Source organism: Corynebacterium sp. ES2794-CONJ1 (assembly GCF_025660615.1).
Classification (GTDB): Bacteria; Actinomycetota; Actinomycetes; order Mycobacteriales; family Mycobacteriaceae; genus Corynebacterium.
Window position 1 is genome coordinate 70,062 of the sequence record NZ_JAOTIM010000001.1, and the last position, 19,800, is coordinate 89,861.

The 19,800-nt window shown below is 52.4% G+C and carries 17 protein-coding genes; 1 reads left to right on the plus strand and 16 read right to left on the minus strand.

What is annotated here, in order from left to right; translation table 11 throughout:
• Nucleotide 1: 1 nt before the first annotated feature.
• The 15 genes from N7326_RS00335 to N7326_RS00405 all read right to left on the minus strand — a co-directional run bounded on the left by N7326_RS00335 (nt 2) and on the right by N7326_RS00405 (nt 17,166).
• Nucleotides 2-742, minus strand: a complete 741-nt coding sequence (locus N7326_RS00335) for a cobalt-precorrin-6A reductase (protein WP_259076962.1) — start codon at nt 740-742, stop codon at nt 2-4.
• Entirely contained in the window at nt 730-1,503 is a 774-nt protein-coding gene (gene cobM / locus N7326_RS00340; RefSeq protein WP_259076952.1) for a precorrin-4 C(11)-methyltransferase, read from the minus strand. The genes N7326_RS00335 and cobM overlap by 13 nt, the downstream gene beginning before the upstream one ends.
• Nucleotides 1,504-1,508: 5 nt before the next feature.
• On the minus strand, nt 1,509-2,798 hold the full coding sequence (gene cbiE, locus N7326_RS00345; RefSeq protein ID WP_259076950.1) for a precorrin-6y C5,15-methyltransferase (decarboxylating) subunit CbiE: 1,290 nt from the start codon (nt 2,796-2,798) through the stop codon (nt 1,509-1,511).
• A 36-nt stretch (nt 2,799-2,834) separates the two neighbouring features.
• Entirely contained in the window at nt 2,835-3,959 is a 1,125-nt protein-coding gene (locus N7326_RS00350) for a M24 family metallopeptidase (RefSeq protein WP_263087995.1), read from the minus strand.
• 37 nt (nt 3,960-3,996) lie between these two features.
• Nucleotides 3,997-6,771, minus strand: coding sequence for a DEAD/DEAH box helicase (locus tag N7326_RS00355; protein WP_263087996.1), 2,775 nt, complete (start codon nt 6,769-6,771; stop codon nt 3,997-3,999).
• Between the two features lie 57 nt (nt 6,772-6,828).
• Nucleotides 6,829-7,824 (minus strand): twin-arginine translocase subunit TatC, encoded by a 996-nt coding sequence (gene tatC, locus N7326_RS00360; RefSeq protein ID WP_396124694.1) that lies wholly within the window; start codon nt 7,822-7,824, stop codon nt 6,829-6,831.
• A 22-nt stretch (nt 7,825-7,846) separates the two neighbouring features.
• A complete protein-coding gene (gene tatA / locus N7326_RS00365) occupies nt 7,847-8,257 on the minus strand; it encodes a Sec-independent protein translocase subunit TatA (RefSeq protein WP_259157801.1) in 411 nt (136 codons plus the stop codon).
• Nucleotides 8,258-8,361: 104 nt separating this feature from the next.
• The gene (locus N7326_RS00370) at nt 8,362-9,318 is read right to left on the minus strand and encodes a helix-turn-helix transcriptional regulator (RefSeq protein ID WP_259157800.1); all 957 of its coding nucleotides are present in this window, start codon (nt 9,316-9,318) and stop codon (nt 8,362-8,364) included.
• Nucleotides 9,319-10,317, minus strand: coding sequence for a helix-turn-helix transcriptional regulator (locus tag N7326_RS00375; protein ID WP_259076940.1), 999 nt, complete (start codon nt 10,315-10,317; stop codon nt 9,319-9,321).
• 6 nt (nt 10,318-10,323) lie between these two features.
• On the minus strand, nt 10,324-11,721 hold the full coding sequence (gene pafA, locus N7326_RS00380) for a Pup--protein ligase (RefSeq protein WP_259157798.1): 1,398 nt from the start codon (nt 11,719-11,721) through the stop codon (nt 10,324-10,326).
• Nucleotides 11,722-11,913, minus strand: a complete 192-nt coding sequence (locus N7326_RS00385; protein WP_396125047.1) for a ubiquitin-like protein Pup — start codon at nt 11,911-11,913, stop codon at nt 11,722-11,724. It lies immediately after the preceding gene.
• Nucleotides 11,914-13,389, minus strand: coding sequence for a depupylase/deamidase Dop (gene dop / locus N7326_RS00390; RefSeq protein WP_263087997.1), 1,476 nt, complete (start codon nt 13,387-13,389; stop codon nt 11,914-11,916). It abuts the gene before it with no gap.
• A complete protein-coding gene (gene arc / locus N7326_RS00395; protein ID WP_263087998.1) occupies nt 13,389-14,933 on the minus strand; it encodes a proteasome ATPase in 1,545 nt (514 codons plus the stop codon). Before arc ends, dop begins: the two co-directional genes overlap by 1 nt.
• A 130-nt stretch (nt 14,934-15,063) precedes the next feature.
• Complete coding sequence (locus N7326_RS00400; protein WP_263087999.1) at nt 15,064-15,900, minus strand: tRNA (adenine-N1)-methyltransferase; 837 nt, start codon at nt 15,898-15,900, stop codon at nt 15,064-15,066.
• Between the two features lie 6 nt (nt 15,901-15,906).
• Nucleotides 15,907-17,166 (minus strand): M18 family aminopeptidase, encoded by a 1,260-nt coding sequence (locus N7326_RS00405; protein WP_259157794.1) that lies wholly within the window; start codon nt 17,164-17,166, stop codon nt 15,907-15,909.
• A 48-nt stretch (nt 17,167-17,214) separates the two neighbouring features.
• Between N7326_RS00405 and N7326_RS00410 the strand changes: the two genes are divergently transcribed.
• Entirely contained in the window at nt 17,215-18,006 is a 792-nt protein-coding gene (locus N7326_RS00410) for a RecB family exonuclease (RefSeq protein ID WP_259076932.1), read from the plus strand.
• Between the two features lie 40 nt (nt 18,007-18,046).
• Here the strand turns inward: N7326_RS00410 and N7326_RS00415 are convergent, their stop codons facing one another.
• Nucleotides 18,047-19,702 carry a formate--tetrahydrofolate ligase gene (locus tag N7326_RS00415; RefSeq protein WP_259076931.1) on the minus strand — a complete coding sequence of 552 codons (1,656 nt, stop codon included), beginning with the start codon at nt 19,700-19,702 and terminating at the stop codon, nt 18,047-18,049.
• Nucleotides 19,703-19,800: the final 98 nt, after the last annotated feature.

Below are 19,800 nucleotides of genomic sequence, written 5' to 3' on the forward strand. Positions count from 1 at the left end.
ACTAGGCAAACCGAGCATCCTCTAATAGGGCGATCACCTCTTCTGTCGATGAGCACTGATGTGCAATGGCCGGCAGAGCTGGTCGCTCGATCATCAACACCTTGATGCCAAGTTCTCTAGCGGCCTGCAATTTAGCGGTAGTCATGGAGCCACCAGAATTCTTGGTGATCAAGCAGTCAATCTGATTATCACGCATAATCTTCTTTTCGTCGGCTACCTTAAAAGGCCCACGTGAGTGGATGAGGCGATATCTGTGTGGAAGTGGCGGCCTCGGCGGCTCAACCGTCCGAATCACATATATATTGTGCACATCGTGGGCGAAATAATGAAGATTCTGGCGGCCAATCGTGAGGAAAATGTGGTGAAAATTCTGGGCGGCTTGCGCAGCAGCGCTGGCAAAATCTGGCACACGTATCCATTGATCACGGTCTCCTGGAGTCCACAATGGTCGATGCAAGGCAACCAGTGGAATGCCCGTAGCCCGGGCAGCCTCGGCCGCCGAAAGCGAGATTCGCTCCGCAAACGGGTGGGTAGCATCGATCATCACCTCTATGCCATGGCTGAGGATCCATTGAGTTAAACCGGCTGGGCCCCCAAAACCTCCAATTCGTACCTCCCCGACGGGTAAGGCTGGATTAGAGACCCTACCGGCTAGCGATGTTGTGGTGTACCAGCCCATATCATTGAGGCGTTGCGCTACATCGCGTGATTCTTTGGTTCCCCCGAGGATTAGAGCACGCATGGAAGTGTCCGCCCTTCCTCGTCACGGGGCCGATCATCTGAATAGAGGAAAGAATCAGGAAAACCACTGGCGCCTAGAACTTTTCCGACAACAATAATGGCCGTACGGGTAATTCCAGCCTCTAAAATCTGCGCAGCGATATCTCCTAAGGTACCCCGCAGAATTTTTTCATTCTCCCTAGACGCGAATGCTACCACTGCTACGGGACACTGGGCCCCATAAAACGGCAGGAGCTCAGTAACCACACGGTTAATATCGTGGGCAGCTAGGTGTATACATAAAGTGGTCCGGGCTTGAGATAAGGTTGCGAGATCTTCCCCCTCCGGCATCGCTGAGGCGCGCCCCGATACCCGAGTGAGAATAACCGATTGTCCGACGGTGGGAACTGTCAGTTCATGCCCTAAAGATGCCGCTGCTGCCGCGAAAGCTGGAACACCAGGCACGATCTCATAGTCGATACCTCGTGCTGTTAAACGTCGTACTTGTTCAGCGAGAGCAGAGTATATGCTGGGATCCCCGGATTGCAGGCGCACAATCTTTTTGTGTTGCGCATGCGCCTGAGCGATGATTTCCACGATTGTGTCTAGGGGCATACGGGCGGTATTGATGAGTTCGGCGTGTTCAGGAGCTGAATCCAACACCTCCTGCGGAATTATTGATCCTGCATATAGACAGAGATCCGCCTGCCTAATGAGACGATCGGCACGCACAGTGAGAAGATCTGACGCCCCTGGACCTGCGCCGATGAAATAAACAGTCATGGAAATTAATCGCTTTCTAATTTATCTGTGGAGCTAAAGCTTCTATGGGCTTTGTCGATAACCCACTGTACAATGGGATAGCTCGGTTTGAACGCGGTGAATTCACCGATGTGCTGCTCGGTGGAAATATTGACCCGAGTAAGAGAGCCACCATACTGGCGGCGTAGGTTGACAACGAGAGCTTCGCTTTCAATTGTCACAGCATTGGCTACGAGACGTCCTCCAGGTAGTAACTTCTCCCACGCACTATCAAAAACTCCGGGGTGGGTCAGCCCACCTCCTATAAATACACGATGAGGGCGCGTTTTTTCACTGATGACACTCTCAGGAGCGGTACCCGCGATTGTCAAACGGTGCGAAACGCCGAGTTTGCGGGCGTTGAAGTCGATGCGCTCACGACGATCCGAGCGATCCTCGAAGCACACACCACGCGCGGTTGAAGTTGATCGCAAGCATTCAATGACAACACTGCCTGATCCCCCACCAATATCCCATATGATATCGCCGGCCCGTGGGGCTAGAGCCGCCACACTGAGCGCTCTGATATGGGCCTTACTGAGTTGCCCATCACTAATATACGTGTCATCCGGCAGTCCTGGAGTAAGCGGAAGACCGCACCGAGAGGGAGTGACGGCAATAATATTTAGTGCACTAACGACCGCCGGAGGATTGCTGGCAGTCCCCACAGCATGTGATTCATCGGCTCCCCCGAGGTCGTTAAGAATCTCCACCTGCGCATCCGGCTGATCGAGGTCTCTTAATAAGGCGCACAGTAGCCTAGGGGTCGTTTCGTCCCGACCCAGCACGAGGAATGGGCGCCCTTCTTCAATGGGAATAGTGAGTGATTCAATGGGCTGTGAAACCACCGAATGGACCGGCGTCGTGTCGAGTGCCCATCCCAACCGCGCACACGCTAATGATGCTGAAGACATATAGGGGTAGATAGTCAACGGCATATCTGGAAAAATCCTCTTGAGGGTTGTTCCAATCCCGTGAAACATAGGGTCACCACTGGCTAAAACCGCGACTTTTCGCTCACCGATGGTGTCAAATATGTCCTTGAGCGCAGGCACGAGAGGAGATGGCCACGGACGGCGCTCGGCGGAGATCTCCTCTCCTAGCAGGTTTAGCTGGCGCCACGATCCCAGCACCAGGTCGCTTGAAGCCAGCGCAGCCAATGCCTCTTCGTTGAGGTCAACGATGCCGCGGGCACTCATTCCCACCACGCTTATATGCGCTCCGCCGCGGGCTGAGCTGTCAAGCTTTTGGTACAAGCCACTTTGAGATTGGGTCATATAAGCAATTCTAACTGTCTCAGGCAGAGAAATTCGCTAGCGCAGCGTGCGCGGCTGATTATTAAGTCTTTCACATCCTTTGTCTGTCACTAGCACAATATCTTCGATGCGCGCTCCGAAGCGTCCTGGAATATAGATGCCTGGCTCCACGGAAAATGTCATACCCGGCTCCAAAATGAGATCGTTACCTGCCATGATATACGGCTCCTCGTGGGTCGATAGACCAATTCCGTGACCAGTACGGTGAATGAAATACTCCCCGAAACCCCGTGAGCTAATAGCAGTTCGTGCAACTGCATCAATCTCTTGTGCTTTAGCTCCGGGTTTTACTGCCGCAACCGCAGCATCTTGAGCGAGGTAGAGGACCTCGTAAAGTTCGTGCATGAGTGGGTCGAGATGATCGAGGTTTCCCCCGACAATATATGTTCGGGTGCAATCAGAGTGGTACCCCACCCCAAAGGTGCCTCCGATATCAACAACCACAACGTCACCCGCACATAACTTCCGGTCTGAGTAGTTATGGTGAGGGTTAGCACCATTGGCCATGGAGCCAACGATGATGAAATCTACAGCGCTGTGTTCTTCGAGGATCAGAGCATTGATATCAGTTGCTACCTCTCGTTCGGTGCGCCCTGGTCTGAGCAATTCCGGGATTTTGGCATGAACTCGATCGATCGCTTGACCTGCACTGCGCACCTGCGCAATCTCGGCTTCATCTTTAGCAATGAAGAGTTCTTTGAGGATCACAGTGGCCGATACCCATTCGGATTGAGGCGCACTCAACTGTTGCAGACGCAGGAGATGGCTGGCTTTAAGGTCATCACTTATTCCCAACCGGATGGGTTGACGGCCAAAGTAGTCCACCACCATCTGATGGGGATTATGCCCGTCTTCCCACGGCACTAGACGCACCGGGAGATCTTGGATCACCGATGTCTCAATCTCTGCTCGGTCAACCGCGGGATAGTAGAACTGGGGCTCGCCGTGCGCTGGGATAACGAGAGCACAGAATCTTTCATGGGTGCTCATCCATGACGAACACAGATACGCTAGCTGCGCTCCAGGAGCAACGATGACTGCATCCAAACTATTGGCACGCATCAGGCTTTGAGCTCTAGTAATCCGAGAGGCATATAGGTGGGCGGGAAAATGCGGATTCATACCCTTATTGTAAATCACGACATCAAAAGCGGAGACCCTAAGTTCCCAGGGCGACGACACCTCGGCGGATTGCTGCAGCAGCCTGCTTAGCCGTATGAATAGTATCTTCGTTATACGAGGTTTTATTCATTTGTTCTAGCAGATCCACCACTTGGCGTGCCTGCCGTACAAAATCTCCCGGTGTCAATTCCGCACCCGACTCGTGGGCGGCAGCTAGGCAATAGCCCAATGGAGCTCCAGCCGTCCACTGGTGGAGTGCAAGAGCGAAACCAGGTTCGGGCATCTTGGTCTGTGTCAAACGGTGTCGGCGTTCATCAAAAGATAATTGCTCCCATATCCGCATTGTATTATTCATGGCCACGACCATGGCGTCGGTAGCCCCTTGGGCCTCCCCTCGCGCTTCACGACGATTTTCAAAGGAACACATGCTCACAACGCCGGCTAATTCGGCTGGATCAAGTCCATCCCAGATACCACGACGCAGACACTGGGCAATGAGAAGGTCGGACTCGCTGTGAATGAGCGCCAAACGCTCACCTTCTTCGGTGATTGCGGGCGTGCCTGACTCGTCAAACTCCACGTAGTCCATTTCGGCCAGCAGACCAAGGATGCGATCAAACTGCTTGCCCAAGGTTTCGGTGGCTTGGTTGACCTGATTTCGCCTCTTTTTAAGCTCGAGACGGGCGCGAGTCAGCTGCTGTCCGAGTGGATTGAGATCATCAATATGGGGCCAGTAGTGGGCTGGGTGACTGCGCAACTCCGCACGTAGTTTTAATATCTCTGTGCTAGGGCGATGGCGCATATCCGGGCGCATCCTTTTTGGTCTCGGATAGGAATTCTTGGCAAAGAGCTCCTTGGCAAGCCGTGAATTTTTTTCCGGACGCGCAATAACGGGGCGCGGTAAACGCATATGACCGATGCGTTGGGGGGCGATCGGAAAGGCCGCACTATCGACGCGACCTGCCCACCCCGATTCCATAATGATCTTTGGTCGCGGATCGTGGCGGTTATGGGCTGGCTGTACAACTACAGCAAGAATAGGTTTTTTTCTTCCGGGCAGTGCAATAACATCCCCTAGTTGTAGTCGGGAAAGCACTGCGGTGACCTCGATGGCACGCTCTTCGAGAGACCGTTTCTTCTGGGCTTTCTCGGCTCGAGATAATGAACTGCGAAGATCAAAGTACTCAAGTATATTAGCTAAGGGATCTTCGCTGGCGATATCGGCGGTAGCAATGGCCCTTTGTAGTTTTCTTTCAAGATCCTCTACCCGATTCTCCGCTCGCTCAATATCACGGATCTCTTCGACAACACTGCCATCAGCTTGAAACTGTGCAAAGGATTTTTCCAGAAGGCGGTGAGCGGGCGAAAAACCGATAGTTTTCAGCAGATTGACGCTCATATTATAGCCAGGAGCGAAAGTTGAGATAAGTGGATAGGTACGCGTAGATGCTAGGGTAGAAACGTGCTGCGGATCCATCGCGGGCGCCCACATCACAACTGCATTACCTAGGGTGTCAATCCCCCGCCGGCCCGCACGCCCAGTCAGTTGGGTGAATTGGCCAGGGCTGAGATCAACGTGGCCTTCACCATCGTATTTAACTAATTTCTCCAAAACAACCGAGCGTGCTGGCATATTAATACCCAACGCTAGAGTTTCGGTGGCGAATACAGCTTTAACTAGTCCACGAGTAAAAAGTTTCTCCACGATATGGCGAAAAGCCGGAAGCATGCCCGCATGGTGAGCAGCAAACCCTCGCGTGAGTGCAGCCTTCCACTTTCGGAATTCGAGAATCTTTAGATCCTCTTCTGGAATATCCTTGACGCCGTGAGCAACAATTTCAGCAATCTTCTCAGATTCTTCCTGGGACGTAAGCACAATCTTCGAGCCTAAGCACTGTGCTAAAGCGCCATCACAACCGGCTCGTGAGAAGATGAAGACGATCGCGGGTAGCATCTCGTGGTTGCTGAGAATTTGAATAACCTCAGGTCGCCCTAGGGGACGATGGCGATCGGTGCGTTTTGCCTGCGGTCTGTCAATTGATGTGCGACCTGATCCTCCACCTGATCGGGCTCGGAAAGACTTCTGAGCGAAAAAGTCAGAATGCCCGTGAGGCCGATCGTCACCGCTGATGCGTTCGATATAGGATTCGAGTCGCCGGTTGACAGTGCCTACCTCGTTGGGTTCGAACAGCGGGAAAATTTTGCGGCCAACGAGCATCCACTGATCCAGCGGTACAGGGCGATCCTCGCTGATGATAACTTCGGTATCTCCGCGGACAGTTTGTAGCCATTCTCCAAATTCTTCGTAGTTACTCACGGTCGCTGAGAGCCCAATGATCTTGACTGTGTCCGCCAGACCGAGAATGACCTCCTCCCATACGGCACCGCGTGATCTATCCGCAAGGAAATGGATTTCGTCCATGACAACATGACTGAGTCGATCGAGGGTATCCGACTGCGCGTAAATCATATTGCGAAGTACCTCGGTGGTCATCACGAGGATATCTGCATCTCGATTGATTGAGGTATCGCCAGTGAGAAGTCCGACGTTATCGGATCCGTGAGCGCCTACGAGGTCGTGATATTTTTGGTTACTCAAGGCCTTGATTGGTGTGGTATAGAAGCACTTTGTACCCTGCGATAAGGCCAGTGATACGGCGAATTCACCCACGATAGTTTTGCCCGCTCCAGTTGGGGCGCAAACGAGAACTCCGTGTCCGTTCTCGATAGCCTGACAACCAGCGATCTGGAAGTCATCAAGTGGATGGGATAGTGATTGACGAAAAACGTCGAGATGGGAACCAAAGCTCATGGCTCAAGGCTACCTAAGCTAAAAGGATGCACCAAGAATATAGGTGCATCCGCTTATTTAGATAATGTCGTCGAAATAGTTTTTGTCTTCAGCTAAAGGCGCTGGCTTAGATATGGGAGCCGAAGCTAAGGTCGACGATTCGTCGGGATTTCGCGAGGTTTGAACCGGGGGCGAGGCTTCTTCATCGCCTAGGTCCAGCCACTCGGGGCGGTCAATCCTTCGGCGTCGGTCGTTGAAGCGACAGAATTGGATCGCTAATTCCATGAGTAAGCTTAGCGAGAAAGCCAGTGCAACCATGGAAAATGGATCTTGACCGGGGGTCATAAAAGCCGCAAAAATAAAAATACCCAAGACAATAAAGCGTCGCTTCTCTTTAATGGCTTGGTAGCTGATTAATTCCACCACGTTAAGCATGGCGATAATGAGCGGTAGTTCGAAACTGACGCCAAAAATAACTAGTAGTGCCAGAATAAAATTAAAGTATTGTCCACCCGAAAGCGCCGCGATCTGGGTATTATCGCCGATAGTCAGAAGCAGATCCAAGCCATAGGCGACCACAAAATAGGCGAGGAGTGCGCCCACGACGAAGAGGAAAACAGCACTAGCGACAAAGGTGAAAGTCCACTTACGTTCCTGGCGCTTCAACCCTGGGGTTATAAAAGCCCACATCTGGTATAGCCACACTGGGGAGGCGAATACGGCACCAGCAAGGGCACCAACTTTCAGTCTCAGGAGAAACATCTCGAAGGGGCTGGTCGCGAGCAAGCGGCATTCGCCGTCGAGCGTAAACGATGCGCGCTTCGAAGGATCGAGGGAGCAGTAAGGACCGCGCAGAATCTCTCCGAGACTAGGAATAGATAGTACCGCGTGCTGGTACCACAGAAAACCGGCGATGGATCCGAGAATCAACCAAATGACCGATATGATTACTCGGCGGCGTAGTTCTTGGAGGTGCCCCACCAGAGACATTTGAGCTTCCGGATTGCTGCTGCGCCTAAATCGCTTTTTCTTCGCCTGTTTTTCTGTAGATGCGGCTGGTGTAAGAGAACTCATCATTGCTTAAGAGGAACTGTACCTAAGCCTGAGGATTTTGGTTGCCTACGGAGCCCTGCCCTGGATTTGTTACGTGCCCTTGATGGGGAAAAGGAGCCTGCAAGGGATTCGGGTTATCGCCCTGCTGAGGGTACTGCGTAGGGTTGGGATGAGTAGCTGGCCCCTGGTTGGCATAGGGAGCCTGGTTGGGGTTAAGCGCTGGCCCTTGATTAATAGGTGACGCGCTGATGGGAGAGGGCGTTACTGGCTGCTGGGCGATCGCTTGCTGGTCACTAACTGCCTTATCATCGTTACTCATTTCTTTGACCTCCGACTTGAAGATACGCATGGAGCGTCCCAGTGAACGGGCAGCATCGGGTAGTCTACGAGCACCGAAAAGGAGAATGAAAACGAGGAGAATCAGGATGATCTCGAGGGGGCCTAAATTTGGCATAGGGGTCCTTTCTGAAGGTCCAACAGATCAGGAAAATCTGCTCAACGTTATGGTAGAGCGCTGGCTAAGAGAAATCTCTCAATCGTCAGATGTCTCATTACGTCCTAATCATACGCACCTTTGAGCTCTCTGGCTCGTTTTCTCACAGTGTCGGCGATTTCTGCAGGTTCGACGACTCTCATACGGTCAGTATTGCCGAGGGCGAAATTAACCAGCCATGTTCTGGATACAAGTGGCAGGGTAATCCACAGGTGGTGATCTTCATCTAATAGAGCCTGGCTGTGGGGTATGGTATCGGCTAACCAACTGGCATGGGGATATATGACGATGGTGGCATGTTCGGTGACCGCATGGAAGTCAAAGGGGTCGTTGCTATCGAATTCGAGCTCTTCAAGATGGCTCTCCGCGGACTCGTTCTCCAGCGTCAAGTCAGTTATGCAATCGATGCGAAAAGTGCGATGGTCTACGGCATCATGATCGTAGGCGTGAAGATAGACTAGACCGTCTTTGCTAAATAAGCGTACCGGCGAGGCGTACCGTTTACTGAGTGCATCCTTGGCGCGTGAGTAATAAGAGAATGCTATCCTTTGGGATTTTTGTAACGAGGTAGCTATCAATGCCAATTTCTCACCGTGTTCGTCACGGGTTTGTTCTCGACCGAGATGATCGGAACTATTAACCTGTAAACCAGTGGCTAGGAGCAGTGACCTGATCTTCTCGATCGCTGACTCCACGGCTTCTTTTTCCACCAAGCCAGGAGCCGATAGCAGTGACTCCAAACCGAGAATGAGGGCATTGGCCTCCGTTCGATTGAGCCGTAGCGGGAAATCCATGCCCTGGCTATCAAGGATTTTCACCGAGTGAAACTCGGATCTCAAATCGACCAATTGATCAGGAGTAATGCCAGGACCACAACAATACAAGCGGTTTAAATCCTTCTTCAACGTCCCGGGGTCGGTTCCTAGGTCAGCGGCAGCTTCCATAATTGAACGCCCCGGATGCTTTTGAAAATAGGGCAAAAGATTCAGCATCCGCACCAGATCGAGATAATGGGTGTTCATTTACCTCTCCCCTAGAGCCATATCAACGAGCTCGCGGATCTCCGCGATCAGGGAGTCGGGTGATTCCACTCGCACAGATGGGCCGTGGATCATGGCTTGACGCTTCAACCAATCGGCGTCAACGTCGCGAAAGACATACCGATTATCGCCGAGCGGCTGGGCCAGTGATCGAAGATCGTTCGCTACACCAGGGGTGATGAAGAGCTCAGCCGTGATAAATGTGGTGCCGCTTCCGAGTTGTCCGATGAGAAGATCAAGAAAATTGGTCCCTGCTGCAGGCGCATTAAAGTCCCCGTATGCGCTTGATTCTTGGGGGTCTACGATTGAGATATCTGATAGCCGCCTCAGCCGGAAACAGCGCGGTGCCGCGCGATCGATATCATAACCAATGAGATACAGCCTGTCTTTATAAGTGAGAAGCGCCCATGGGTCTATCCACCGTTCATAAAAGTCACTGGCCTGATCACGCTGATAATAGAATCGCAGGCGCTTTCGCTGCGCGATAGCTTCGTCGATAAGATCGAGGTTTTGAGAACTGAGTAGTGAAAGATCGTTGATGGGGGTGAATAACGGTTTCTCGTTGAGCGAACTTGGCACCCCGCTAGCCGCCAGCTTGGTCCACCCGGACCGGGAAAATGTAGCAAGTTCTCCGCAACTGTCCATCTTGCCTACGAGACTTAAAACCCGAGCCTCTTCTTCGGTGAATTCGATCGGTGGAAGCTGATAGTCATCGGAGTTAAGGCACCACACACTAATACCCTCGATATTGACGTTCTCGAGAGGGACCCCCAACGAAATGAGGGTGTCGATATCACGGGTAAAAAGGCGTCGTGCTGCGGATACCGTCCGGATGGGCGTCTTAGCGTCTTTTGCGTAGCCATAGACGTCACGGTAAATGTCTTCGAATGTGAGATAACGGCGCCCTGAATGTGCTGCTTCGAGCAAAGCAAAAGTAAGATTCGTGATTCGGGCTAATTTCACTTCGGTGGGAGTTGCCACAACGAATCATTCCCTGCCTTCTCGTTTCATGATCTCAATAAGTTCATCAACGCGTGTGTCGTGGGGGCTAAACGGGCACCCGAGTTCTACGCTGTGCGGTTCCGACCCATTGACCTTCAGACGCATCCAGTCCGCGGAGAATTCTACCCCATGATCCCGGGCAGCTTGGATAAATCGGCCCCGTAAGTGGGCTCGGGTGGTGTGCGGTGGATGTACTTGGGCGATATCTACCAGTCTGGGATCAATCCACCGATGAATGAGTCCTTTTGATTCCATGATTCGATGCAGACCGCGCTCATTCCTTATGTCGTGGTAGGTCAGTTCCACCTGCTTGAGCTTAGGGTGGGAGAAATCCGTACTAGATAGTCCGAGGCGGCGTTGGTAGCGCCTCAGCAGTTGAAGTTTGATGATCCAATCAATATCGTGCTCAACGAGGGAATAATCTGTAGATTCGATGGCCTCTAATACGAGGCGCCACAAGTGACACACCTTAACTAGCTCGGAGTTGGGAGTTGAATTATTGTCGTCGCGGTGTTCCAGCCATTTCTGTGCGGCTTCAAGGTAGCGCCACTGAATATCTAATGCACTCATTGATGGGCCCTTTTCGCACGGGACCACCGCTCGGCCGGTGCAATCACGCGATATCTCTCGAATGACGGAGATATCCTTTTCGCTGGCCAGCCGCGGAAACTCGATTCCCGCTTCCAGCATCTCCAATACTAGAGTTGTGGAACCTACTTTGAGGGCGAGAGAGGGTTCGGCCATATTTGAATCCCCCACGATCACATGTAGCCGACGATAGTGATGGGAATCGGCATGGGGCTCATCGCGGGTATTGATGATCGGGCGCGAGCGTGTTGTGGCACTAGAGACTCCCTCCCATACATGATCGGCGCGCTGAGAGAGCTGGAATGAACCTTCTTGGATACTCCCGGCGCCGCATATAAGTTGCCTGGTAATTAAGAAAGGCAAGAAGGATCGACCAAGGTGGCGTAACACCGTCTCTCTGGCAACCAGGTAATTCTCATGGCAGCCATAAGAATTTCCAAAGGAGTCTAGATTATTTTTGAAAAGATAGATCCGGTGAGGTCGCCCTTCTTCAGCAAGCGCTCGCTCTGCTTGGCTGGCAAGGGAGTCTACAATCTTATCCCCCGCGCGTTCGTAGCTGATGAGTTGGGAGAGACTATCGCACTCGGCGGTGGCCACCTCTGGGTGAGAGCCGACATCTAGATAGAGCCGAGAACCGTTGGGAATAAAGACATTGGAACTTTTCCATTGATCCATGACAGGGCGAAAGAGTAGCCGTGCGATCTCGTCGACGTCCAGTCGCGGTTGGCGGACATCTGCAGATACCGAATTTATTCCGTACTCAGTCTCGATGCCGACGATGCGCCTCGAGAACACTTACTCGCCGCCCTTTTGGATATAGGAGCGAACAAACTCTTCGGCATTTGTTTCCAACAAGCCGTCAATTTCATCGAGGAGATCATCCACCCCCTGATGATCTACCTGGATCTGGCTTGCTGAGATATCGCCCAACTCCCCCTCGTTTTCACCCTCGGGAGATCCTGATTGCATACGATGCTTATGAGCCATTTACACGTGTCCTTTCTTTAGAAACGGAAACCGATTAAATAAGTCTGAATCTCCGGCTAGATTGCTGATTTCATCGCGGGTATATCCCTGTGGATCCAGCATTGCAAATTTACTGCCAGCGCTCGTCACGGAATCCCAATTAGCAGCATCTACGCATGTGTGGGATATGAGGTTGCCACGGAGGTAAGCGCGGGTATCGGCAGGCGGGATATCTGCGCAGGTGGCAATATCTTCCGCGGAGACGAGGGTGAGCATTCGATGCGATCTCACTAAGGCATGATAAAGGCTGCGCTCGGGGGAAATATCGCAATACTGTAAGTCCAATAATTTGATTTTAGGATCATCAATGTCTAAACCTCGGCTGAGATAGGCAGAGATCAGTGACCATTTAGCGCACCAGTCGAGTCGGTCTGCGCAGCCTTTATACCCCTCGTCCTCGAGGATATCCATGGTTTCCATCCACAAAGGGTAAACATACTCATCCGGTTGAATTCTTGAGGCATAGATCCGCAATATGTCGAGAGCAGTCCGTGAAGAACCATCTGCCATCTGCAATGTCTGAGATAGAGATAGATCTCGTGAAACAAGGCGAATATGTTGTACTGGATCGGCGAGGCGTAGATCGGAAAAATCTACTCCGTTCTCAATCGCATCGAGGATGAGACTGGTCATCCCTAATTTCAGAACAGTTGCGGTTTGTGACATATTTGCGTCGCCAACAATGATATGAAGCCTGCCAAAACGATCGGAATCAGCATGAGGTTCATCGCGTGTATTGATAATTCCGCGGTTGAGAGTGGTTTCTAGCGAAATTTCCTGTTCGATATAGTCAGCGCGTTGGCTTATTTGAAAGCCCGGTTGTTCGCCTAGGGAACCGATACCGACGCGGCCGGCGCCTGTTAAAACTTGGCGACAAACGAAATAGGGAATGAGAGATGACGCTATATCGTCGAAGTCTGTATCGCGTCGGTAGAGATAGTTTTCGTGACTGCCATAGCTCGCACCCTTTCCGTCGACATTATTTTTGTAGATTCTTAAGGGAGGGCAGGGGTCATGGTGCTCGAGAATCGAGTGACCCGCCTGAGTTAAATGGGCAATATGGTCGACAGCACGCTGGAGGATGATATCGCCCGCCTGGTCGTAGATCATTGCATCGCGGGCATTGGTCGTTTCGGGGCTGGAATATTCCGGGTGGGCGTGGTCGACATAGAATCGACCTCCATTCGGGAGCATGACATTCGCTACACCGAGCGCCCGAGGATCCACGACGGGAATATGATGAAAGCGTTTTAGGTCAAAGCCGCGACGATCTCTAAGTGGATGCTCAGATATATAATCCCATCGAGTGCTTAAGGCCTGGTGTTCTAATTGCCCGAAGGCAACGACAGCGTGTGTTGAGGTAATGATGGGGCTTAGCTGCGGCTGATCAGGGCTGGAGATGCCATACTCGGTTTCGGTACCTAGGATGCGTGACATTAAAGTGGTCCCCCGATCACACGAGCTTCTTGCACCTCAAGACCGTGGCGCCCTAGGATTCGTGACCACTCGTGGGGATGCGACGTATTGGGCATATCCTCACTTTCCATATTTTCGGCATCGATTGCGCGCCTGAGATGCTCGCTGGTAATTCCGGAGGCGCTGTCAGTTCGAAGTTGATCTTTTATGGCGTATTTTTTTGCCCGATCCACGATATTTGCAATCATCGCACCGGAGGCGAAATCGCGGTAGTGGAGGACCTCAACTGTGCCACTTCGAAGGACCAACTCCACAAAGGGGTGGTCGGCAAACATATATTCCACAGCATTATCGATCAATACAGAAATGTCCTCAGCGTGAGGAATATCTTCACCAAGATGTTTGGCAAAGATATCGCGAGATTTAGCAGCATCGGGACGACCCACGCGAATTTTAATATCTAAGCGTCCTGGCCTCAGAATAGCTGGGTCGATCAGCTCTTCCCTATTCGTGGCTCCGATGACAATAACGTTCTTCAATTTTTCCACGCCGTCGAGCTCTGTGAGCAACTGTGGAACTACCGTCGTTTCCATATCCGAGGATACTCCAGACCCTCGGGTGCGGAAGATGGACTCCATTTCGTCAAAAAAGACTATAACGGGGCGTCCTTCGCTGGCTAGGTCTCGGGCCCGCTCGAAGATCAGTCGGATGCGGCGTTCCGTTTCACCAACGTACTTATTTAGTAATTCAGGTCCCTTAACGTTGATGAAATAGCTTGATGGTCGAGATCCATCTGGATCGGATCTTCGCTGAGTGCGCTCGGCTAGAGAATGCGCCACCGCCTTAGCGATGAGGGTTTTCCCACAGCCAGGCGGGCCATAGAGCAAAACACCTTTGGGTGGAGTGAGATTATAGCGCCGGTAAAGCTCGGGCTCAAGGAAAGGCAGCTCTACAGCATCGTGAATCTGCTCAATTTGCTCAGCCAAGCCCCCCACATCCTCATAGGTGATATGAGGGACTTCCTCCAGAGCTAGCCGCGATACTTCAGTTTTAGGAATAACTTCAAAGGCGTAGCCGGATCTTTCATCGACAAGCAACGTATCGCCTGGACGAGCTTCGCGCTTTAACTGCTCCTTAATATCATGAGCGATCCTTAGAATCTTCTCTTCACCAGTCTGGGTGGCCACGAGGACGCGTGCGGAATCCACAACCTCTAACAGAGTCCCCAGCGCGCCTGTGTGCTGAAAATGACAAACCTCGACAACTTGGTTGCCTTCCCCCAGTCGCACTAGTTTACCCGGAAGGAGGTCTCGCGGATCTACCAAAGGCGATATCGCGACACGCATCCGTCGATTGCTAGTAAATACCTCTGCGTAACCTTCTCGTGGAGATTGTTCGAGGTAAACGCCGTAAGTGGACGGTGGTGCCGCCATTTCTTCCAGCTGTCCGTGAAGTTCCTCAAGCTTATGCCGGGAAGCTTTAAGAAGATCCGCCATCTTCGCTGCACGCGCCTGGAGTTCGCGGTTTTCTCGCTGCAGTTTAAGCATTGTGGTGGAGGATTGCATGCCGCTCAGCTTACTCGGTAGTGCACCCTAAGTCAGATTTAGCGCGCACGGTGAGATGACAGTATCGACGATCACGGAGGAAGCCGACTGCCCGCGCGAGTATGTCTCGCAATAGTCGGCTTGGCGCGAGCTACTTCCGAGCTTTACGTTGTGGACGTGGCGGGGTCACCCCATCAGCGAGGCGTCGTGCGAAGACGAGGAATGCGGTGTGAGCATTCATCCGGTGCTCTGGTCTCGTAGCCAAACCTTCTACACGCCAATCTCGAACAAGCGATTCCCATGCTCTCGGTTCGGTAAAGCACTGCCGCTCCCGAATACCCTCCATTACCTTCATGAGCTGGGGGACCGTTGCTACATAGGCCATTATTACGCCGCCCGGAAGGAGTAATTCCTGAGCCTTTTCCAAGCACTCCCACGGCGCAAGCATGTCCAAGATGATTCGATCCACTGGACCGTTGAGCTCTTCGAGCGAGATTTCTTTAAAGTCACCGAGTCGTGGATGCCACGTGGCGGGTCGTGTACCGAAATACTGGTCGACATTCGATTCCGCGAACTCGAGGTGGTCCTCCCTAATTTCATAGGAGAAGACTTCGCCCTTCTCTCCGACGGCGCGCAGTAGAGCCATGGACAAGGCACCAGAGCCGGCACCTGCTTCGAGCACGCGCGCGCCGGGAAAGATATCCCCTTCGACTAAAATCTGCGCGGAGTCCTTAGGGTAGATGACTGCCGCACCACGGGGCATAGACAAAACATGATCAACGAGCAGGTGCCGGAAACAAAGGTATTCATAGCCTTGCTCTGATTTGACCACGGTGCCCTCGTGAGAGCCGATGATATCGTCGTGGGCGATTGCGCCTTTATGGGTGAATAGTTTCCCACCAGATTCAAGGACGACTGTCAGATGCCGTCGTTTTGGGTCAGTGAGCTGGACGCGATCGCCTACTTGAAAAGGACCTGAATATGCCATGGGGATTTAGGCTACCAGATAGCTGTGCAGGGCTCGCTGGAGCCCCGCGAGATCTTCGCGATGGCACAGCTCGCGGGCCGAATGCATACTCAGCAGCGGAATGCCTACGTCGACCGTCGGGATTCCCAGTCGGGTTGCAGAAATTGGGCCAATGGTTGAACCGCACGGTACCGCGTTATGGCCCACGAATACTTGAGAGTTGACCCCTGCACGCTCACAGGCTGTAATCCACATAGCGGACGTCTCAGTAGTGGACGCATATCGTTGATTGGCGTTGACTTTGAGAACGGGGCCACTGCCCAGTATCGGGAAGTTGGTTGTATCGTGCTTATCCGCGTAGTTGGGGTGCAGAGAGTGAGCCGCGTCTGCGGAAACGCAATGCGAACGGGCATATATTCTCTTGATGGCATCGTAGTTTGCCCCGAGGGATACCGCGGTACGTTCGAGGACATCTCCAAGAAGCGGCCCAGCAGCACCTGTGATGGATTGGGATCCCACCTCTTCATGGTCGAAACAAGCGAGCACTAATACATCGCTCTTATTCGATGCTCCACCCGCTGATACCGCCTCGATGAGAGCTTTGATTCCGGGGAATACTGAGGAGAGATTGTCAAGACGCCCTGCTGCTAGAAATTCCTCATTCAAACCAAAATACTCACCCCGCTGGGCATCGCAGGTTATCAGATCATGGGAGATGATATCGTCGGCGGCTACACCTGCTGATTGGGCGAGAATATCTGTGATGCTCGTGTCTTCATACCCCACTGCGTAGATGGGCTGGGTGTGCTGTTGCCTGTCGATTTTCAATGCCTCATTGCTCGTGCGATCTAAGTGGATGGCGAGCAGCGGGATACGAAAGAGTGCTGGGGTATCCACGAGCACTGTGGATCCGTTCTTCAACCCTAGACTTCCAGCTAGTCTCAACTCACGGTCGAACCATGACGGAATGATGGGTCCACCGTAGACTTCCACCGCTGCTTGATTAAAGCCGTGGCGATGGAGGTCACCGTGGAATTTCAGTTTGAAACCAGGCGAATCGGTATGGGCGCCGATAATTCTGAAGCCGCTGTGATCTGAGGCCCCCTCTGGTATGAACCAGGCAACAAGTGCTCCCCCGCGGATGAGATAGTGTCCACCTGGAGTGCTGTCCCACGGTTCTGTTTCCTCTTGACGGACAAAACCTGCGGCAGCTAACAACTGGGCACCGAGATGTGCTGCGTGAAAGGAACTAGGTGCTGCGTGGATAAAATCTTTGATATCGTCCATAGCCTCTAGTCTAGAACAGCGAATGAGCGTGGTTTAAGATGGGAGGTCATGAAGCTAGCTCTCTCCCCCTCGCGACTGTCGGATTTTAAACAGTGCCCTTTGCTCTACCGGTACCGGGCCATAGATAAGATCCCAGAGAAGAAGACTAGGGCTCAAATTAAGGGCACTGTGGTGCATCAATGTTTAGAAGATCTTTTTAGCCTCGACCACTCGGCTCGCACCCTCGATTCTTTAACGCGACGCATTCCCGAAGTGTTCGAGCACATGGCAGCTAAAGATCCCGAGATTCGCAATCTCGTTTCCACTCCAGAGGAGAAACGAGAATTTTTCAATGAGGCGTGGGTCTTGCTGCGCCGCTATTTTGTGGTAGAAAATCCTCGGGGTTTTGATCCTCTGTCGTGTGAGAAATATATTAACGGCACCTTACCCAATGGGGTGCCTATACGAGGTTTTATTGATCGCGTGGATCGAGCTCCAACGGGGGAATTACGCATTGTGGATTACAAGACGGGCAAAAAACCTCCTGAGCGCTTTAGCCAGCAAGCTATGGATCAGATGCGGTTTTATGCTCTTGCCTGGTGGCGTTTGAATAACCGCGTTCCCACCATGCTCCGTCTGATTTATTTAAGCACCGATGATCCATTTCTCGACCTCATACCCGACCGTGAGGATCTCGAGAGGTTCGAGCACTCTCTCGATATCGTGTGGGAAAAAATTCAGATGAGAATTGCGGCTCAAGATTTTGAGGCCACCCCATCTCAGTTATGCCCATGGTGCAGTTATCATGCGTTGTGCCCGCAACAGCAAGGACATAAGCTACCCTTTCCCACCATGAAATAGGTCCCAATCAACTAAAAAATTGGGACTTATTTCGACTGACTTAGAATAGTCCGTTAATCAAGTCTCCTTCCACGGTGATCTGTTCTGCTGCGGGTTTTTTCGGCAGGCCTGGCATTGTCATCACATCTCCTGTGAGTGCAACGATGAAACCGGCGCCTATGCGTGGCAATAGTTGTCTAATGTGGATAACGTGGCCTTGGGCTGCTCCAAGAGCATTGGGATCCTCGCTGAATGAGTATTGAGTTTTGGAGATACAGACGGGCAGGGTGTCCCATCCGTGAGCCTGTAAATATTTCAGGTCCTTGAGTGCGCGAGCAGACCACTGCACCTCCTTGGCTCGATAGATCTCTGTGGCGATGCGATTGATTGATTCCTCCAAGCCCTGTGCGGGATCGTAGAGCGGATGCGAGGAGGTGTCGTGGAGATTGTCCAATACATATTGAGCGAGTTCAGCGGCACCTTGACCACCCTGTGCCCACACATCCACAGCGTGCAAGGCCACGTTATAATTCGTAGCCCAAGCCTTCATCCACGCAATTTCGGAATCAGTATCTGTACTAAAGAGATTCAAGGCCACCACGGGCTCAACCCCGAATTTCCTCAGGTTTTCAATATGCTGCTCGAGGTTGACGATCCCGCTCTCGAGGGCCGAAAGGTCTTCGTGAGTCAGGTTCTGGCGTGTCATGCCTCCATTGAATTTCAACGAACGGATAGTGGCCACTATTACGCAGCCAGCAATATCAAGATGCCCGATTCGAGCCTTGATATCGAAGAATTTCTCGGCGCCCAGATCTGCGCCGAAGCCAGCTTCAGTGAGCACATAATCAGCATGCTCGAGTGCAGTTTGTGTGGCGATGAGTGAATTGCACCCATGTGCGATATTGGCGAAAGGCCCGCCATGGACAAATGCAGGTGTCCCACCGAGGGTTTGAACCAAGTTGGGATGCAAGGCATCTTTTAGTAGGGCCATCATAGCACCAGTGGCTGATAGGTCAGCAGCGGTAACTGGGCGTCCGTCGAAAGTCTGGGCCACGACGATATTGGCCAACCGTTCCCCAAGATCGTTGATCCCGGTAGCTAAGCACAAGATGGCCATAATCTCGCTCGCTGCGGTAATAGTGAATCCCGTTTCAGTGGGGACACCGTGAGCTGGTCCCCCAAGACCTGTGACCACATGGCGAAGGCTCCGGTCGTTGACATCGAGGCAACGTTGCCATGAGATTTTTCTCGGGTCAATTCCCAAGGCATTCCCTTGGTGGATATGGTTGTCGATGATTGCGGCGAGGGTATTGTTGGCGGCTGTAATCGCGTGGAAATCCCCTGTGAGGTGCAAATTAATATCTTCCATGGGAACAATCTGGCTGTGTCCGCCGCCTGCGGCTCCGCCTTTAATCCCGAAAACAGGCCCGAGGGAGGGTTCGCGTATAGCCACAAGTGTGGAGTGACCCTGAGCCGCAATAGCATCGGCTAGTCCAATAAGGACGGTGGATTTACCCTCGCCTGCTGGTGTGGGTGACATCCCAGTCACCAAAATGAGTGCGCCTTTTTGTGAGCGGTTCGGTGCGATCGTCGTATCGATCTTGGCTTTATTGCGCCCATAAGGGAGCACCGCTGCGGGAGGTATACCAGCCCGCTCGGCAATAGTGTCAATATTGACAAGCGGGTGGGATTGAGCGATTTCTACATCGGACAGCATGGGGCTAAGGCTCCTCGGTATATGTGGGTAGATGCTAAACAGTTCAGGTTTAAATCTATCCGATGGAGTTCAAGAATATGCGCCCATATCCATACTTT

Coding starts and splice junctions, on each gene's coding strand:
- N7326_RS00335 (WP_259076962.1), bottom strand. CDS start 742: ATGCGTGCTCTAATCCTCGGGGGAACCAAAGAATCACGCGATGTAGCG.
- cobM (WP_259076952.1), bottom strand. CDS start 1,503: ATGACTGTTTATTTCATCGGCGCAGGTCCAGGGGCGTCAGATCTTCTC.
- cbiE (WP_259076950.1), bottom strand. CDS start 2,798: ATGACCCAATCTCAAAGTGGCTTGTACCAAAAGCTTGACAGCTCAGCC.
- N7326_RS00350 (WP_263087995.1), bottom strand. CDS start 3,959: ATGAATCCGCATTTTCCCGCCCACCTATATGCCTCTCGGATTACTAGA.
- N7326_RS00355 (WP_263087996.1), bottom strand. CDS start 6,771: ATGAGCTTTGGTTCCCATCTCGACGTTTTTCGTCAATCACTATCCCAT.
- tatC (WP_396124694.1), bottom strand. CDS start 7,824: ATGAGTTCTCTTACACCAGCCGCATCTACAGAAAAACAGGCGAAGAAA.
- tatA (WP_259157801.1), bottom strand. CDS start 8,257: ATGCCAAATTTAGGCCCCCTCGAGATCATCCTGATTCTCCTCGTTTTC.
- N7326_RS00370 (WP_259157800.1), bottom strand. CDS start 9,318: ATGAACACCCATTATCTCGATCTGGTGCGGATGCTGAATCTTTTGCCC.
- N7326_RS00385 (WP_396125047.1), bottom strand. CDS start 11,913: ATGGCTCATAAGCATCGTATGCAATCAGGATCTCCCGAGGGTGAAAAC.
- dop (WP_263087997.1), bottom strand. CDS start 13,389: ATGTCACGCATCCTAGGTACCGAAACCGAGTATGGCATCTCCAGCCCT.
- arc (WP_263087998.1), bottom strand. CDS start 14,933: ATGCAATCCTCCACCACAATGCTTAAACTGCAGCGAGAAAACCGCGAA.
- N7326_RS00400 (WP_263087999.1), bottom strand. CDS start 15,900: ATGGCATATTCAGGTCCTTTTCAAGTAGGCGATCGCGTCCAGCTCACT.
- N7326_RS00405 (WP_259157794.1), bottom strand. CDS start 17,166: ATGGACGATATCAAAGATTTTATCCACGCAGCACCTAGTTCCTTTCAC.
- N7326_RS00410 (WP_259076932.1), top strand. CDS start 17,215: ATGAAGCTAGCTCTCTCCCCCTCGCGACTGTCGGATTTTAAACAGTGC.
- N7326_RS00415 (WP_259076931.1), bottom strand. CDS start 19,702: ATGCTGTCCGATGTAGAAATCGCTCAATCCCACCCGCTTGTCAATATT.